1 protein-coding gene is annotated in these 314 nt (G+C 77.4%); it reads right to left on the bottom strand.

Features of this window, described 5'->3' with window-relative positions; translation table 11 throughout:
• Nucleotides 1-220 (bottom strand): hypothetical protein (locus ADL25_RS50590; protein WP_234380966.1); only part of this gene is annotated, 220 nt, incomplete at its 3' end.
• Nucleotides 221-314 lie beyond the last annotated feature (94 nt).

Below are 314 nucleotides of genomic sequence, written 5' to 3'. Positions count from 1 at the left end.
CTGGTGTGCCGAGGAGCCCGAATCGCTGGGGGAAGCCCGGCCGCCGAGGCACACTGAGGACACGTGCCGGGCGGCGGACGGGGGCGCGGATGCGGCGGGGGAGGGCGAGCGCGCCCATCCGCCCGGCCTCACGCCCGTTTTCGGGGGTGTGCTCGGGCGCCAGCCATGGCGCCCCCCGGGGCAGCCCTTCGTCGTCCGGTGCGCCGACGTGTGGCAGCACCGCCTGGACGCGCCGGGTTTGGCCGCCGCCGGCAACCCGGGCACGACCCAGAGACCGGCCGAACTCCCCCCCACTCCTCGCCTGACGAAGGCCC

This window comes from Streptomyces sp. NRRL F-5122 (assembly GCF_001507435.1).
Classification (GTDB): domain Bacteria; phylum Actinomycetota; class Actinomycetes; order Streptomycetales; family Streptomycetaceae; genus Streptomyces; species Streptomyces lannensis.
The sequence above is the reverse complement of the archived record's forward strand: the minus strand, read 5'-3'. Positions and strand labels throughout refer to the sequence as shown.